Source organism: Streptomyces sp. NPDC012474 (assembly GCF_042955185.1).
In the GTDB taxonomy this organism is placed as follows: Bacteria; Actinomycetota; Actinomycetes; order Streptomycetales; family Streptomycetaceae; genus Streptomyces; species Streptomyces cahuitamycinicus.
In genome coordinates this window covers 24,321-40,049 of the sequence record NZ_JBIBEP010000007.1, presented here as the reverse complement: position 1 = coordinate 40,049, position 15,729 = coordinate 24,321, and the positions used below count along the sequence as shown (strand labels likewise).

At 71.8% G+C, this 15,729-nt stretch carries 13 protein-coding genes; 5 read left to right on the top strand and 8 right to left on the bottom strand.

Translation table 11 applies throughout. The features are described 5' to 3' along the window. Positions 1 to 27: 27 nt before the first annotated feature. Complete coding sequence (locus ACFY9S_RS17430; protein WP_391128899.1) at positions 28 to 2,571, top strand: amino acid adenylation domain-containing protein; 2,544 nt, start codon at positions 28 to 30, stop codon at positions 2,569 to 2,571. A gap of 49 nt (positions 2,572 to 2,620) precedes the next feature. Here the strand turns inward: ACFY9S_RS17430 and ACFY9S_RS17425 are convergent, their stop codons facing one another. Next, entirely contained in the window at positions 2,621 to 3,982 is a 1,362-nt protein-coding gene (locus ACFY9S_RS17425; RefSeq protein ID WP_391128896.1) for a hypothetical protein, read from the bottom strand. Between the two features lie 131 nt (positions 3,983 to 4,113). Between ACFY9S_RS17425 and ACFY9S_RS17420 the strand changes: the two genes are divergently transcribed. Further along, positions 4,114 to 4,605, top strand: coding sequence for a MaoC/PaaZ C-terminal domain-containing protein (locus tag ACFY9S_RS17420; protein WP_391128893.1), 492 nt, complete (start codon positions 4,114 to 4,116; stop codon positions 4,603 to 4,605). 2 nt (positions 4,606 to 4,607) lie between these two features. Here the strand turns inward: ACFY9S_RS17420 and ACFY9S_RS17415 are convergent, their stop codons facing one another. The 7 genes from ACFY9S_RS17415 to ACFY9S_RS17385 form a co-directional block, all read right to left on the bottom strand. Beyond that, entirely contained in the window at positions 4,608 to 5,564 is a 957-nt protein-coding gene (locus tag ACFY9S_RS17415) for an ornithine cyclodeaminase family protein (RefSeq protein WP_391128890.1), read from the bottom strand. Next, positions 5,561 to 6,571: a 4-hydroxy-2-oxovalerate aldolase gene (gene dmpG / locus ACFY9S_RS17410; RefSeq protein WP_391128887.1), complete on the bottom strand. Its 1,011-nt coding sequence runs from the start codon at positions 6,569 to 6,571 to the stop codon at positions 5,561 to 5,563. Before dmpG ends, ACFY9S_RS17415 begins: the two co-directional genes overlap by 4 nt. After that, positions 6,568 to 7,500: an acetaldehyde dehydrogenase (acetylating) gene (locus ACFY9S_RS17405; protein WP_391128884.1), complete on the bottom strand. Its 933-nt coding sequence runs from the start codon at positions 7,498 to 7,500 to the stop codon at positions 6,568 to 6,570. Before ACFY9S_RS17405 ends, dmpG begins: the two co-directional genes overlap by 4 nt. Then, positions 7,497 to 8,381 (bottom strand): aldolase/citrate lyase family protein, encoded by an 885-nt coding sequence (locus tag ACFY9S_RS17400; protein ID WP_391128881.1) that lies wholly within the window; start codon positions 8,379 to 8,381, stop codon positions 7,497 to 7,499. Before ACFY9S_RS17400 ends, ACFY9S_RS17405 begins: the two co-directional genes overlap by 4 nt. Further along, positions 8,378 to 9,652, bottom strand: a complete 1,275-nt coding sequence (locus ACFY9S_RS17395) for an aminotransferase class I/II-fold pyridoxal phosphate-dependent enzyme (protein WP_391128879.1) — start codon at positions 9,650 to 9,652, stop codon at positions 8,378 to 8,380. The genes ACFY9S_RS17400 and ACFY9S_RS17395 overlap by 4 nt, the downstream gene beginning before the upstream one ends. Beyond that, entirely contained in the window at positions 9,649 to 10,437 is a 789-nt protein-coding gene (locus ACFY9S_RS17390; RefSeq protein ID WP_391129571.1) for a cupin-like domain-containing protein, read from the bottom strand. Before ACFY9S_RS17390 ends, ACFY9S_RS17395 begins: the two co-directional genes overlap by 4 nt. 95 nt (positions 10,438 to 10,532) lie before the next feature. Continuing rightward, entirely contained in the window at positions 10,533 to 11,786 is a 1,254-nt protein-coding gene (locus ACFY9S_RS17385; RefSeq protein WP_391128876.1) for an MFS transporter, read from the bottom strand. A gap of 438 nt (positions 11,787 to 12,224) precedes the next feature. On the opposite strand from ACFY9S_RS17385, the gene ACFY9S_RS17380 reads away from it, so the two are divergent. From ACFY9S_RS17380 to ACFY9S_RS17370, 3 genes are all read left to right on the top strand, one after another. Next, positions 12,225 to 13,688 carry an aminopeptidase P N-terminal domain-containing protein gene (locus ACFY9S_RS17380; protein ID WP_391129568.1) on the top strand — a complete coding sequence of 488 codons (1,464 nt, stop codon included), beginning with the start codon at positions 12,225 to 12,227 and terminating at the stop codon, positions 13,686 to 13,688. 145 nt (positions 13,689 to 13,833) lie between these two features. Further along, positions 13,834 to 14,364: a helix-turn-helix domain-containing protein gene (locus ACFY9S_RS17375; RefSeq protein WP_391128873.1), complete on the top strand. Its 531-nt coding sequence runs from the start codon at positions 13,834 to 13,836 to the stop codon at positions 14,362 to 14,364. Next, complete coding sequence (locus ACFY9S_RS17370) at positions 14,361 to 15,632, top strand: MFS transporter (RefSeq protein WP_391128870.1); 1,272 nt, start codon at positions 14,361 to 14,363, stop codon at positions 15,630 to 15,632. The genes ACFY9S_RS17375 and ACFY9S_RS17370 overlap by 4 nt, the downstream gene beginning before the upstream one ends. Positions 15,633 to 15,729: the final 97 nt, after the last annotated feature.

The window sequence follows — 15,729 nt, the reverse complement described above, 5'->3', positions numbered from 1 at the left end:
ACGACCGCCCGAAGGGGTAACGCGGCGATGGCCCAAAAACTCGACTCCCGGCACACCATCCACGGGCGCTTCTCCGAACGTGCCCGGCGGCAGCCCGACGCCGTCGCCGTCAGCGGCGGCGACAAGGAGCTGACCTACGGCGAACTGGAGCGGCGGGCGAACGCCCTGGCCCACCGTCTCCTGGCCCACGGCGTCCGCCCGGACGAGCCGGTGGCGCTGCTGATGGAGCGCTCCCCGGACCTGCCGGTGGCGCTGCTGGGGATCCTCAAGTCCGGCGCCGCCTATCTCCCCCTGCACACCCGCAATCCCCCCGCCCGGCAGCGCCAGGTGCTGGACGGGGCAGGGGTCCGCGTCCTCGTGGCCGACCGGAGTGCGATGCCGCTGCCCGACACCCGGGGCCTGACCGTCATCGACCCGTCGGAGCCCGCCGACGCGCCCGCCGCACCCCCCGCGCCGCCCTGCCATGGGAGCAGCCTCGCCTACGTCGCCCTCACCTCGGGCTCCACCGGCACCCCCAAGGGCGTCGCGGTGCCGCACCGGAACGTGCTGGCCCTGGTCGACGACGCGCTGTGGCGGGACGAGTGCCACCGCCGGATCCTGATGCTCGCGCCCCACGCCTTCGACGTGGTGAGCTACGAGATCTGGGTCCCGCTGCTGCGCGGCGGGAGTCTCGCACTGGCCCCCGCCGGTTTCGAGGCGCAGGCGCTGCGCCCGCTCATCGAGCGGTACGCGGTCGACGGACTGCACCTGACCGCCGGTCTGTTCCGGGTGGTGGCGGATTGTGCGCCGGAGACGTTCCGCTCCGTACGGGAGGTGCTGACCGGGGGCGACGTGGTCTCCCCGGCCGCGGTGCGCAAGGTGCTGGAGGCGTGCCCAGGCACCACGGTGCGTGCCATGTACGGGCCCACCGAGGTCACGCTGTTCGCCACCCACCACGCGATGGCCGAGCCCCCGGACCGCGAGGTGCCGCTGGGCCGCCCGCTGGACGGCGATCGGGTGTACCTCCTCGACGAGAAGCTGCATCCCGTGCCGGACGGGGCGACCGGGGAGATCTATCTCGCGGGCGAGGGGGTGGCCCGCGGCTATCACGGCCAGGGCTCCCTGACAGCCGCGGCTTTCGTGGCGGACCCGTTCGGTGCTCCCGGCGCCAGGATGTACCGCTCGGGAGATCTCGGGCGCCGCAACCCGCAGGGCGACCTGGAGTTCGCCGGCCGCATCGGCAATCAGGTCAAGGTGCGCGGCTTCCGGGTCGAGCCGGGCGAGATCGAGACCGTGCTGGGCGATCTGACGCAGGCCGCCCAGGTCGCGGTCGCGGCACACGGCCCCGATGTCAACGACAAGAGGCTCACGGCCTACCTGGTCCCCGGTGAGCGGCTGTCGTACCCGCCGGATGCGGAGCTGGCCCGGCGGCTGGCCGAGTTGCTGCCCGACTACATGGTCCCGTCCGCCTTCGTCCGACTGCCGACGCTCCCCGTCACGCCCAACGGCAAGGTCGACTACGCGGCGCTCCCGGAGCCCGGCCCGGCTGCGCAGGCCGACTCCGGTGCCCCACGCGACGCCCGGGAGGAGGTGCTCGCCGAGTGCTTCGCGGAGGCCCTCGGCGTCGAACGGGTCGGCATCCACGACGACTTCTTCGACCTGGGCGGCAGTTCACTGTCCGCGACCCGGCTGCTGAGCCGTACCCGGGCGGAGCTCGGGGTGCGGCTGTCGATGCGTGACCTGCTGGACCGGCGCACGGTGGCGCGCCTGGCCGAGGCCGCCCGGGAGAAGGGCAGCCGGGATGCGGAGACCAGGGGCCTGCAGTCGCTGCTGAGGATCCGCGAGCAGGGCGACGGCGTGCCGCTCTTCTGCGTTCATCCGGGCGGCGGGATGGCCTGGTGCTACTTCGGCCTCCTGCGCCATCTGCCCAAGAGCGTCCCTGTGTACGGGCTCCAGGCGCGCGGGCTGACGGGCCACGAGCCGGTCGCGGCCGACATGGACGCCCTCGCTGCCGACTACGTGCGGCAGATCCGGCAGATCCGTCCCACCGGCCCGTACCGGCTGCTGGGCTGGTCCTTCGGCGGCAACGCCGCGCACACGGTGGCCGGCCGCCTGCGCGCGGCCGGCGAACAGGTGTCACTGCTGGCCGTACTCGACTCCAGTCACGGCGGGGCGCGCGGCGAGCGGCCCGAGATGAGCCAGCGCGACGCGCTCAAGCTCGCCTTCGACGGCCTGCCGGCCTTCGACGCCGAGCCCGGCACCGGGCCCATTCCGCTTCGGCGCGTTCAGGAGATCCTGCACGACGCCTCCAGCCCGCTGGCCGGGACCGACGCGCCCACCATCGAGGCGATCATCACCACCACCCGTAACACCATCCGGATCAGCGACGCCGCCCGGCCGCCGCACTTCGACGGCGACATGCTCTTCTTCGAGGCGAACGACCCGGTCCGCGGGCCCAGCGGGCTGGCAGAGGTGTGGCGTCCGCACATCGGCGGTGCGATCACCAGCATTCCGGTGTCCGCCGGGCACATGCAGATGATGACGCCCGCTGCCTTGCAGGAGATCGGCCCGGTCGTCGCCGCCCGCCTGTGAGCATCGGTGGACGGGCCCATGCCCTGCGGGGCGGACCCACGCAGCCCTGTCAGACGGCCACCACGCAGTCGTGGGAGCTGTTGCTCCCCGCGATGCTGACGATGCCGGTCGTGGTGTCGGCGGAGAAGCGGGACAACACGCCCGCCGGGCGGCCGGCGAACAGCAGGGGTCCGAAGACCGGGGCGATGTCGAGGTCGTACGGCTCGTCCACGTCGTCGGAGACGACCGCCAGACGGCACGTGCGCGCCTGCACGAACTCCTGCACGACGCTGGCGCCCGTGTCGGCGGCGCTCGTCACCGCCGCCTCCCACTCGGCCTGGCCCGTGTCACGGCCGATGACGACCTGTCTGCCGCTCATTCCGAGGCTCTCCTTGAGCACAAGCGACTCCCGGTGGTCCACGGCGTGGCGCACGAGGTCGACCTTGCGGCCTTCGCGGGTCGTCCACCGGTGGGAGAGCACCCTCGTCCAGGGCAGGTACCTCTCCACCAGGGCGCGCTCGGCGGAGCTCATCCACGGCCGGCCCTCCGACAGCATGCCCAGCGTCAGCTTGCTGGACAGGAAGGTGGAGGTCTGGGTGCCCACCAGCAGGCAGCCGTTGTCCAGTGCTTGCTGCACCGGGGCGGTGTCGATGCCGAGTTCGGCCCAGTCGGGGATGGTGAAGTCTCTCAGTCCCAGGGGGTAACGCAGGTGGGGCGGGCAGTCCCAGGCCTCGCTCAGGTCCTCGGGTTCGAAGAAGCGTGCGGTCAGCCCGTGCGTGTTGAAGTAGTCGGTCTGCAGGTCGAAGTAGCGGGTGAACCCCCCTTGGTCACGCGCGCTGCCCAGCAGTGCCACCCGGGGAGCCACCCCCCGCTCCCGGCAGAGGCCGCGGAACATCTCGGTACGGACGGCGAACGGGTCCTCGTGGCCGAACGGCACTCGGCCCAGGGCGTCTGCGTAGAGTGCGCGCCAGACCTGGAGGCGGCTGTGGGTCTCCACGGGCCCGCCGAGCGCCCCGCTGACGTTGAATTCGAGGAACTTCGGTCCGTCCGCCCCGATCACGACGTCCGGGCGGCTCACGCAGTCCGCGTACCGCTCCTCGGTGAACTGGTCGGCCATGAACAGCTGGTGCTCGCTGTGCGGCATGCGATAGGCGGCCAGGCGCCCTTCGGTGGTGGGTGCGCTCTCCAGAGCGGTACGGCGCACCAGGTCGAGCAGGGCCGCGGTGACCCGGAACAACTCCGCGTAGGAGGCCACCGGCAGGGTGATCGGAGCCGCGGGCAGGAGCGACTGGTACGGAGACCCGATGTCCCGGATGCCGGTACGGAGCATCTCCCGGATCCGCGGCGCCGACGCGGCCGGCAGGAACCGGTGCCGGCCGAACCATGGGTGCCCGGTCGTCGCTCGGGGAGCCGACTCGTGAAGCAGACTCATCGTCCTTCTCCTGTTCTACCGGTCCTGGGGGCGTCGCTAATGTGTGCGGGGGGCGACGTCGTCTCCCCGGTGCCGCCGTCCCGGCGGCCTGCGCCCGTCCGGCAGAGCGATCGCACGAGGGGGAACGCCGCATGGCCCTGCGCCGCGTCCAGGACAACGAGTTCGTCGAAGAACACGGCGGGGACTACGAGGACTTCGAGCCGGGGATGGTGATCCGGCACTGGCCGGGGCGGACCATCAGCGAGACCGACAACACCTGGCTGACGCTGCTGACGATGAACCAGCATCCGCTGCACTTCGACACGGCCTACGGGCAGGGCACGGAGTACGGGCGGGTGCTGGTGAACAGCGGGATCACGCTGTGTCTGGTCGGCGGCATGACCGTACAGGCGCTGTCCGCGCGGGCGGTGGCCAACCTCGGCTGGGACAGGGTCCGTCTGAAGGACCCGGTGTACGTGGGAGACACCCTGTACGCGACGAGCCGGATCCTGGCCAAGCGGCTGTCGAAGTCGCGGCCCGGGCAGGGGATCGTGACGGTCGAGACCACCGGCACCAAATCCACCGGGGAGGCCGTCATCGTCTTCGAGCGGTCCTTCATGGTGCGCTGCCGGGAAGCCGGTTGACCTCACGTACGGGCTCCCGCGGCCAACGCGGCCGCGGCGGCCGTGTCCTCGATGGCCATGCCCACGCTGCGGAACACCGAGGTACGGCCCATCGGCCCGGCCGTCCCGGTGACCAGCTCGCCCAGCTCGTGCAGCGCGTGGGCGTCGATCAGTCCACCGGCCAACGCCGCTCGCACCTCCCCCGCCTCGGCACAGGCGGCGGCCCGGTCCTCCACGGTGACGAAGGCCTGCGCGAGGAGCGCCGGGTCGAGCTCCAGGGCGTCTTCGTGGGTGCCGCCGATCACGTTGACGTGCGCGCCCGGCCGCACCCATCCAGCCTCCACGAGCGGCTGCCGACCGCTCGTGGACGTGGCGGTGCAGATGAGCGCGGCGTCACTGACGGCGTCCTCAGCCGTGTCGCAGACGACAGTCCGGACGCGGCCGTCGGTGGTGTCGCTGATCCACCGGGCGAACCGCGCGGTCCGCTCCGGGGTACGCGAGAACACCCGGACCGTCCGGACCGGACGCACCGCTGCCATCGCCGGCACCAGGGCGCGGGCCTGAGCGCCCGCACCGAGCACGGCGAGGTCCGCGGCGTCCGCGGGGGCACACAGCCGGGTGGCGAGGGCGGCCGCCGCGGCGGTCCGAACGGCCGTCAGCCCGGCGCCCTCCAGCAGGGCGACGATCCGTCCGGTGTCCAGGTCGGTCAGCGCGACGATGCCGTGGATCAGCGGCAGTCCCCGATCGGGGTTGCCCGGAGTGAGGGTGGTGATCTTGACGCTGCCCACCCCGTGCCGCTCCCAGACCGAGGTCGCGGTCAGCAACTCCCGTTGTCCGTCATGCGGGACGACCGTGCGCGGCGGGGACGACACGCGCCCGGCCGACAGATCGGCGAAGGCCTCGGCCAGCGCGTCGACCACCCGCAGCAGCTGATGGCTGCCCGCCATGTCCTCGGGGCCGAGACTCACCGGAGCGCTCATCCCGCTGATTCCCCGGCGCTCAGTTCGGCCACCGCCTGCGCGATCAGGTCCTCCTGCCCGGCGATGGCCTGGTGTCTGCCGAGCGCGAAGAAGACGTCCCGCGGATCGACTCCGGCCCGCTCCGACCGTTCCAGCACCTGGTGCTTGAACCCGGAGAACACCCCGGCCAGACCGCTGACGATGCTGAGCGAGCCGGTGGCCGGCGGCACGGACATCAGGTGCCGCTCGGCGAATTCGGCGGCGTCCAGCAGGCCGTACAGGTCGATGCCGGTGGCGAACCCGGTGCGTTCCAGCACGGGTACGAGGACCTCCAGCTGGGTGTTGCCCGCGCCGGCCCCGAAACCGCGCGCACAGCCGTCGATGATCCCCGCGCCCGCCTGGGCGGCCGCGACCGAGTTCGCGACGGCCATGCCCAGGTTGTTGTGCCCGTGGAAGATCACGGGCACGTCGACCGCCGCGCTGATCAGACCGATCCGGTGGGTGACGTCCTCGGGCAGGAGGTGGCCCGCGGAGTCCATGATGCCCACCGCCTGTGCCCCGTAGCGCACGGCGTCGGCCGCCTGGTCGGCGAGTTCGGCGGGGGTGGCCATGTGGCTCATCATCAGTACGCAGTGGGCCTCGGTGCCCTGCTCGCGCAGGTGGCCCAGATGGCGCTCGGCGAGCGAGGTCTCCGTGCAGTGCACGCCGATGCGGACCACGTCGGCCCCGTGCCCGACGGCCTTGCGCAGATCGTCCGAGGTGCCCCATCCGGGCAGCATGAACACGGCCATCCTGCTGTGCCGCAGGGCTTCCCGCACGGTCGACAGCATCACGTCGTCACTGACGGCGGCGCGGCCGACCTGGAGGGAGGAAGCACCCAGGCCGTTGCCGTGGCCCACCTCCACGACCGGGATCCCGGCGGCGTCGGCGGCCTCCGCGTAGCCGCGCAGTGCCGCCGCGCCGAGCTGGTGGCGCACGGCGTGCTGGCCGTCACGCAGCGTCGGGTCGTGAATCACCACGGCGTTCACCGGCCGGCTCCCTTCGGGGACGCCGTGGCGAGCCGGGCCGCGTGCTGCTCGGCGACCAGGACGGCGGCGGAGTCGATGATGTCGAGGTTCCCCGCGTACGGGGGCAGGACATCGCTGTCGGCGACGACTTCCACGGTCACGGTGACGAGATCGTCACGCACGTCGCAGGCGAGGACCCGATAGCCGGGGGCGAACCGCCGTACCCGTTCGGCCGCCTCGCGGACGGCGGACCGGACCTCCAGGCCCTCGGCCCGGGGCAGGACCGCGTGGACGGTGGTGCGGAAGCGCGCCGGAGGTACGGCCGGACTGATGTTGAGGATGGCCTTGGTACGGCTCACGCCGGTGAACGCGGCCAAGGCGTGCTGGGTGGTGGCGACGTACTCGTCGAGGTTGAGCCGGGTGGCCCGGCCCGCGATGCTGCTCGCCACGGTGGAGACGACCTCGACGTACGTCACGTCGAACCGGTCGGCGAGGGCGTGCGCGACGGGGATCGCCGCCTGCCCTCCGCAGCTGATCAGGCTGACGTTGCCGTCGGGCGGTGGCTGGACGCCGGTCACCGTGGGCACCACCATCCGCCCGGTCCTGCTCGGGGTCAGGTCGATCAACAGCGTTCCGAGGGGGCGGAGCAGCCGCCAGTGCTCCGCGTGCGCCATCGCGCTGGTGGCGTCGAAGACCACGTGGAACGGGCGGGGCGCGGCCAGGATCGCGTCGATGCCGTCCGCGGTGGTCGGGCAGCCGAGGAGCGCTGCGTGCCGCAGGCCCGCCGACTCCGGATTGCGCCCGGCGACCAGGGCGCACTCCAGCACGTCCGAGTCGTTGATCTTGGAGACCAGGTCCTGTCCTATCGCGCCGGTGCCGATGACGGCGACGGTGAGCGGCGCGGACTCGGGGTGTCGCCCTCGGGAGGCGGGGGCGTCGACGAGGGTCATCGGCCCGTCTCCGCGTCCGCGGTGCCGTGCGAGGAGAACCGGGCGGCCCACGCCTCACCGAGGACGACGGTCGAACGCGCCCGCCGGGCGAACGGCGGACCGACCATGGAGCCGTCCAGGACCGCGACACCGCCGTCCGCGGACGCAACGGCCTCGGTGACCCGCTTGGCCCGGCGCAGTTCGTCCGGGTCGGGGCGCAGGGCGGTATTGATCGCGTCGAGTTCGCCCGGGTGGACGGTCACCTTGCCGTGAAAGCCGAGGGCGCGTACGCGGTCGGTCTCCTCGGCCAGCACCTCGGGCTCGGCCAGCCGGAAGTTGGCGGTGTCCACGCAGGCGGTGCCGTAGCGGGCACACGCCATGGCCATCGCCTGCCGGGCCGCGAGGAGGCCGTCCCAGGTGATCTCGACGCCCAGCGTGGCGGCGAGGTCGGCGGAGCCGAGAACCAGCCCGTCGGCGGATGCCGCGATCGCGTCGACCGCGGCCACGGCGGCCGGGGTCTCCACGGTCACGTAGATCTCGGGCCGGGCGCCGGCCGAGGCGAGGGTGGCGCGCACCAGTTCCACCTCGACCGCGGAGTCGACCATCGTCATCACCACGATGCCCGGCCGGACCGGGCACTCGATGAGCAGCAGCAGGTCGTGGACGGCCTCGGCGGTGCCGAGCTGGTTGACGCGCACCCCGATGTTCGCCGGCTCCGCCGCCTTCTCCAGCGCCGCCCGGCACACCTGCCGTGCGGCCGGCTTCCGTGGCCCCGGGACGGCGTCCTCCAGGTCGATGACGTACACGTCCGCGTCGTACGACCATGCGTGGACGACCCGGTCCAGGGACAGCGCCGGCGTGTAGAGGATGCTGCGCGGGATCGCGCGGGCGCGGGCCGTCATCCGGTGGCCTCGGCCGGGTCGGACGGCACGGTCGGGGCGCCCACCTCGGCGAGGACCGCGCACAGCCGGCGGATCTGTTCCTCGGTCTGACCGGCGCGCATCATCACGCGCAGTCCCGCCGTGCCGCGGGCGACGATCGGGAAGAACACCGGGGAGACGTAGAAGCCGGCCTCGAACACCCGGCGGCCTGCCTCGATCACGGTCGCGTCGCTCATCGGGACCATGCGGATCGGGAAGGTGCCGCCCGCCTGGTCCGTGTGGATCAGCGAGTCGAACAGCTCGATGTTGCCGCGCAGCCGGTCCTGCAGCACGGTGAGCTCGGCCGTCCGGTGGATCTCCGCGGAGGCGAGACCGGCGCCGACCGCTGCCGTGTTCAGCAGCTGCGAGTAGTTGAGGGCTCCCCCGAAGCGCTCGATGACCCGCAGCGTGTCCTTCTGGTAACCGTCCAGCACGATCGCCGCGCCGCTGGTGCCGAACGCCTTGTTCAGGGTCACCACCACGATGGTGCGCTCGTCCAGAACCGGGCTGTGCGTACGGACGTAGCCGACGCCCCGCTCTCCGTACGCCGACAGTGAGTGGGAGTCGTCGTAGTAGACCAGCAGGCCGTATCTGTCCTGCAGTTCGGCCAGTTCCTTCACCGGCGCGTAGCCGCCCAGGCTGTCGCTGCCGTCGCAGACGTAGGCGACGCGCGCGTACTTGCGGCAGGCGTCCTCGATGTAGTCGAGATCGTGGTGAGCGCAGGTGACGACCTCCGTCTCGTCGGCGCAGACCGGCTTGACGTTGGCCATGGAGACATGGGCGTTCTTGTCGAAGATCATCAATGGCCGGTCACCGTTGCCGAGGTGGCCGGAGGCGATCAGCGGCAGCAGGCCGAAGGTCGCGGTGCTCGCCGCGATGGAGCAGACGACATGGGCGCCGAACAGCTCGCCCAGTGAGTGCTCCAACTCCAGCATGGCGGGTATCTGCACCCGGCTGCGCGCGATGCAATGGTCCAGGACGCCGTAGCGGCGCAGCGCCTCGATGCCGCCCTCGACGATCCTGGGGTGGGAGTCGAGGTCGAGGTAGGAGCAGCAGCTGAAGTTCACGAACTCGTGCCCCGCGGGGACGGATTCATGACCGGGGACGGTGCGCAGCACACCACCGTCGAGGTCGGCCGCTATGCCGGCCAGACCGTGGCGCTCCGACATGTCCCAGAATTCGTTGCCGATGCCGATGAGTTTGTCGTTGTTGCGGTACCGGTGGGTGGGGTCGATCACGATGCGCTCGGTCATGACGCCGCCTGGGCCGGTGCGTAGTTGTAGACGCCTTTGAGCTTGCGGAAGACGGCCGTGTAGAGCGCCACTCCCAGCACGTACGGTCTGCGCAGGATCTTCGGGTCGCGCAGCCAGAAGTTGATGTTGATGTTCATCTCGTCCAGGGATTCGGCCTGGTGCCACCAGCCGAGCGGCAGGTAGAGCATCTGTCCGGGTTCGAGGATCACCTCCCGGCGCTCGGCCAGCCTCGCGGCGAGCTTCGGGTACCGTGCGCCGTCCACGTCGTCGAAGTCGAAGACCTGGGACTTGTCGCCGAACCCCTGCCGGAGCGACCGGGGGTAGTACTCCCGGAACCCCGGGGGCGTCAGGACGAACCGCTTGCGGCCCTCCAGGGCGATGTTGAAGTTCTCCAACTCGTCGAAGTGGCTCTGGGTGAACACTCCGCGTCGGCTGATCCAGAGGTTCGCCGCGTTGAGCGAGCGCCGGTAGTCGAAGAGCCTTCCGGCGTCGAAGCCCAGGATCGCGTTGACGTCGGCCGGCCGGTTGCGGATGTTCGACACCACGCGGTTCCAGGCACCGGCGTCGTTCTGGTAGCGGTCGTCGTCGAAGAACTCGGCGAGCCTGATCTCCCGGGTCGTCCAGCGCTCCGGGTGCCGCTTGTCGCTCGGCTCGGTGAACAGCGTCACCGGGAGGTGCCCGAGGCGCTCGGCCACCCCCTCCCGGCCCAGGCCGCGGGCGCCGTCCGGCAGGGTGATCACCGCCGGGACGTCGGCCCTGATGAGAGCGGCACGGCCGAAGGCCATGAACTCGTCGAACGAGAGCCGGGGCACGGGCCGGCCTCTGAGGTCCGCCCCGGTCGGGACGGGCTCCGTTGGTCCCACAACTCTTCCCTCTCTGCTCATTGTTCCTGCACCGCCAATTCCGAGGTGGGCTCCGCGACCGGGCGCGCGACGTTCAGCACCGGCTGCCCCACGAGGCTCAGGACCAGGGCCACGAACCCCCCGCCGACCCCCGCCCACGCCGCCGCCGCGGAGCCGAACACGTCGGCCAGCCGCCCGCCCACCGCGGTACCGGCGGCGATGCTGATCCCGCCGGCGCTGGTCAACCAGGAAAAGCCTTCGGAGAGCGCGCCCTTGGGACAGACCGACTCCATCAGCGTGCTGCCCGCGATCAGTCCCGGGGAGATGGCCACACCCGCCAGGACGGCGAGGAAGCACATCACCAGAGAGGACTCCGCGAAGGCCAGGGGGACGACGCCGAGCGTCAGCACACACGTGGTGAGCGACAGCACCCGGGCCTGCGACAGCCGCCAGTTCACTGCGCCGTAGACCGCCCCGGAGATCAGGCTGCCGACCGAGATGAGGGCGAGGAACACTCCGCTCAGGCCGGGCGCCGACTGCTCCCGCGCGAACGCGATCATCGTGACGTCGACCGCCCCGAACTGGAAGCCCATGCCCGCGTAACAGAGCATCAGCACCCACACGCCGGGCACCTTGATGGCACGCTCGGGGCCGCGGCCGACCGTCGGCTCCGGCGTCGGCTCGGACCGGCGGTGCAGCGCCACCGCGATGGACCCGGTCAGTGTCAGCAGCGCGCAGACGGCCAGTCCGGTGGCCGGGTGCACGGCGGTGGCCAGCAGGGTGACCAGCAGGGGGCCGAGCAGGAAGATCGTGTCGTCCAGCATGGACTCCAGGGCGTACGCGGTGCGCAGCAGCCCCTTTTCGACCATCGCCGCCCAGCGTGCGCGCATGAACGAGGTGAACGACACCGAGGTGCAGCCGGTGACCACCGCGGCGGCGACCATCAGCGGCAGCGGGGCCTCCAGCACGATGGAGACGATCAGCATCGTCATCCCCACGACGTGGGCCGCACACGCGGTGAGCAGGACCCGCCGCTGACTGTGCCGGTCGGCCGCGCGCCCCAGCACCGGGCTGACGGTGCCCTGGGCGAGCAGCATGGCCGCCGCCACCACGCCCGCCTCGGCCAGTGACCCGGTCACCGCCGAGACGAGGAGCAGACAGGCGATGGACCGCATGGCGATCGGGGCCCTGCCGACCACGCCCCACAGCGCCAGGGGCGTGGCCCCCGGCAGACGCAGCAGCCGAACGTAGGATCCGAGTCCCGAACTCGTTCCCGAAGCGCCCTCCGACACGGATCCCCCCGTCACTGATGCCTCGTCATACTCGCTGTGCCGCACCGGAGTTCGCGGCCCCCGGCGATCCGGTGGCCCGCACGGGGCCGAAGACCCGTGGCCGTCCCGTCGGACGTACCCGGTGATCCTCGCGGTCGCCACGGTGGATGGCAACGTTCGGCGATCGAACGGATCGGCCGCATGTAGGGTTCGAACGGCATGCTCCCTCGCCCGCTCCAGGAGCGGGCAGGCAGCCGACTCCCCAGGAACGCACCGCGTGTCATCCACCCGGACGACACGACCGTGCCGTGTCCCGATCACGGGTGTCCCGCGCCATGGCGGGGCGCCCACCGCGCAAGAGCCGTCCGTCCGTGCAGCGCGCCTGCCGCATGCGCCCCGTAAGGACCGTGCGGCGATCCGAACGAGGAGGCATGAGTGAACGAGCCGACGTCCGAGACCTTGGGGCCCAGGGCTCCGCGGAACCCTCAGGGCGAGGAGACCGAGGCCGTGGAGCCCCGCAAGAACGGCCAGGACCGCAAGGTGAGCGACGAACTCGCCGAGACGATGCGACAGGGCTGGGCCGACACCGAGCGGCACGATCTGGAAGCCGTTCCGCAGGCGGCGCACACCGGCCGCCGCCGTGCGGCGCTCTCCGCCCGCTTTCCCGGCGAGCGCCTGGTCATCCCCGCCGGCACGCTGAAGGTGCGCGCCAACGACACCTACTACCCGTTCCGCCCCGGATCCGACTACGTCTACCTGACCGCGGACCAGAGCGAGGACGGCGTGCTGGTCCTGGAGCCGGAGGACGGGGGCGGCCACGAGGCCACGCTGTACCTGCTGCCGCGCTCCGACCGGGAGAACGGGGAGTTCTGGCTGTCGGCCCGGGGCGAGCTGTGGGACGGGCGGCGCAACAGCCTCACCGAGAACGCACGGCTGCTGGGCCTGGCCACGGCGGACATCCGCGGGCTGGCGGACCTGCTGGCGGACGCCACCGGCCCGGTCCGGGTGCTGCGCGGTCTGGACGCCGGCGTGGAGGAGTCCCTGCGCGACAAGGTGACAGCCGAACGCGACGAAGAGTTCCGGGTCTTCCTCTCCGAGATGCGCCTGGTCAAGGACGACTTCGAGATCGCCGACCTGCGCTTCGCCTGTGAGGCGACCGCGCGCGGCTTCGAGGACGTGGTCCGGGCTCTGGACAAGGCGCAGGCCACCTCGGAGCGCTACATCGAGGGCACGTTCTTCCTGCGCGCCCGGGTCGAGGGCAACACCGTGGGTTACGCCTCCATCTGCGCGGCCGGACCACACGCCACGACCATCCACTGGGTGCGCAACGACGGCGCGGTGCGCCCGGGAGACCTGCTGCTGCTCGACGCCGGCGTGGAGACCCGCAACCTCTACACGGCCGACATCACCCGCACCCTGCCCGTCAGCGGCCGCTTCACGCCGCTGCAGCGCACGGTCTACGAGGCGGTCCTCGACGCCCAGCAGGCCGGAATCGACGCGGTGAAACCGGGCGCTTCCTACCGCGACTTCCACGAGGCCGCCCAGCGTGTGCTGACCGAACGCCTCGTCTCCTGGGGGCTGTTCGAGGACCTGTCGGTGGAGAGGGTCCTCGAACTCGGTCTGCAGCGCCGCTGGACCATGCACGGCACCGGCCACATGCTCGGTCTCGACGTCCACGACTGCGCGGCCGCCCGCGTCGAGCGGTACTCCGCCGGAACGCTGGAGGCGGGCATGGTCCTCACCGTCGAGCCCGGCCTGTACTTCCAGGCGGACGACCTGACCGTCCCCGAGGAGTACCGGGGCATCGGCGTCCGCATCGAGGACGACCTCCTCGTCACCGAGGACGGCAGCGAGACCCTGTCCTCCGCGCTGCCGCGAGGGGCCGACGACGTCGAGGCGTGGATGGCGTCGCTGCTGTCCTGACCGCCCGTGGGACCGGGTTCGCCCGGCCGCTTCCGAGAACCGCCGTACGGCGCTCGAAAGCGGCCGGGCGCACTGTTTTCCGGCGCCTGGGGCCCGGCCGGAGAGCACGTTGACAATATGGTCAAGAGTCGTTGACCATTGCGCCGTGTCAGAAGAACAGCCGGTTGCCGGCCAGGACGAGCCCCTGCAGATCAGTGACGAACTGCAACTGCGCGCCGTCAGTAACCTCGTCCGCCATCGCATCCTCCGCCTCCTGCGCGACCAGCCCGCGACCATCACCCAGGTCGCCGCCCGGATGGGCATCGCCAAGGGCAGCGCGAGCTACCACATGCGTCTGCTGGAGAAGGCGGGCCTTGTGGCCGTGGTGCGCACCCGCAAGGTCCGGGGGGTCACCGAGCGCTACTACGCCCGGACGAGCAGCCGGATCAGGCTGCCCGAGCCCGAACAGGGCGCACCCAACGTGGTGATGCGGCACGCCCTGGCCGATCTGGAGGCTGCGCCGAGCGGGTCGCCGCGCCTGGTCCGGATGCACCAGGCACGGCTGAGCAAGGACAAGTACGCAGAATTCACCGCCCGTCTGGAGGCCCTGGTGGAGGAGATCTCCGCGGCGTCCGACCCGGCGGAGCCCCCGGCCACGCTCGCCCTGGCCTTCTTCCGACCCGAGGAGCACGCGTGATCCCGCTGCGCAGATTCCACGACGGCCTGCCTCCCGCCTTCAGCCGCCTGTGGTTCGCCTCGGCACTGTCCTCCCTCGGCGACGGCGTCTACATCGCCGCCCTGCCCCTGTTCGCCGTCTCCCTCACGACCGACCCGTTCGCACTCAGCCTGGTGACCGCGGCCTCCCTGCTCCCATGGCTGCCGTTCGGGCTGCTCGGCGGCGCGCTGGTCGACCGCTGGGACCGGCGCCGGGTCATGTGGATCAGCGACGTGGCACGTGCCGCCCTGCTGTCGGGACTGGTCGTCGCGGCCGCCGTGGGCGCGGCCAGCCTCCAGCTCCTCATCGCCGTGGCCTTCGCGCTGGGCATCGGGCAGATCTTCTTCGACACCGCCTCCTCGGCCTACTTACCCCAGCTGCTCGATCGGGACCTCCCCAGTCTGCGGCGCGCCAACACCCTGAAACAGGGCGCGCAGACGGCGACCAGCGAGTTCGCCGGGCCGCCGTTGGGCGGTCTGCTCTTCGCCCTCGGCCGGGCCGTCCCGCTGGCCTTCGACGCCCTCTCCTTCCTGCTCAGCGGGTGGCTCATCCGCAAGCTGCCCGCCCAGCCGGTGGCCCCGGTCAAGGAGCGGCGTTCGTTGTGGCGGGACGCCCGCGACGGCGCCGCCTACGTCTTCGGCAACCGCATCCTCCTCGGCCTCGCCCTGCGGTTCGCGGTCGGCAACCTCGCCTTCTCGGGCGGGGAGGCGGTCTTGGTCCTCTACGCCCATCACACCCTGGGCATCGGAAACAGCGGCTTCGGCTTCCTGCTCGCCACCCAGGCCGTCGGCGGCCTGGTCGGCACCGCGCTCGCCGGGTTGCTCGGCTCCCGGATGAAGACCGGTCACGCGCTGACGGTCACGGCCGCGGTGGAGTCGGTGGCCCAGCTCTGCCTCGGTCTGTCGGGCGGGCCGGTCACCGCGGGCCTCTCGATGGCCGTCTGCAGTGCGGCCATGTCGGCGACCATGGTGCTCGTGCCGTCCGTGTCCCAGGCCATCGTCCCCGCCCACCTCACCGGCCGGGTCTCTGCCACGAACCGCATGCTGGGCGTCGGCGCGGCACCGCTGGGCGCCCTGCTGGGCGGCTGGCTGGCGACGGTGGCGGGGCTGCGTGCCCCCTTCGTCGCAGGAGCCATCGTCCTCGCCGTGATGACCGTCCTGGTCGCCGTGCTCACCGGTGCCGACCGCATCGACGACGCCCTGCGCAAGGCGCGGGAGGAATCCGCCCCGACCGACGTCCCGTCATCCTGACGGACGGGTTCGCGGGGCGAAGATCCCGTGTCGCGCACACCGTGCCTGCCGCCCGTCGGCCGTGGGGCCCGCCGCTGTCCGCGCCGTCGCCCGCCGG